Here is a 541-nt window from a genome sequence, read left to right as displayed (position 1 = left end):
CTGCCGACCGTGCGGCTCGCCGGCGGGCGGGTGGTGGTCGGGCCGTTCGCGGTGCCGAACGTGCGGCTGCCACCGCTGTATTGAGCCCGTCGAAATGACCCCGCGGGGCGGTTGCCGCCCCGCCCCGGCCGTCGTACCCCAGGGGGCATGAGCCAGACCGCCCGCTTCCAGAGCTTCGAGGATCCCAGCCACCGGGAGGGCGCGGCGCGGGTCGCGGCGCTCCGGGCGGCGATGGCGCAGAGAGGCGTCGCCGGCTTCGTCGTGCCGCGGGCCGACGAGCACCAGTCGGAATACGTGCCGGCCAATGCCGAGCGGCTGGCCTGGCTCACCGGCTTCACCGGCTCGGCGGGCACGGCGATCGTGCTCGCCGACAAGGCCGCCCTGGTGGTGGACGGGCGCTACACGCTCCAGGCCGCCGAGCAGGTCGATACCGCGATCGTCACCCCGGTGCCGCTCGCCGAGACCAGCGTCGAGGCCTGGATCGAGGCCAACCTCCCGGCGGGCGGGGTGCTGGCCTACGATCCCTGGCTGCATACGCCGG

1 protein-coding gene is annotated in these 541 nt (G+C 74.9%); it reads left to right on the top strand.

Translation table 11 applies throughout. From position 1 onward, the window contains the following. Positions 1–147: 147 nt before the first annotated feature. A partial coding sequence (locus QR78_RS27925) for an aminopeptidase P family N-terminal domain-containing protein (RefSeq protein ID WP_048430882.1) occupies positions 148–541 on the top strand: 394 nt, incomplete at its 3' end.

This window comes from Methylobacterium indicum (genome assembly GCF_001043895.1).
GTDB classification, from domain to species: Bacteria; Pseudomonadota; Alphaproteobacteria; order Rhizobiales; family Beijerinckiaceae; genus Methylobacterium; species Methylobacterium indicum.
The sequence above is the reverse complement of the archived record's forward strand: the minus strand, read 5'-3'. Positions and strand labels throughout refer to the sequence as shown.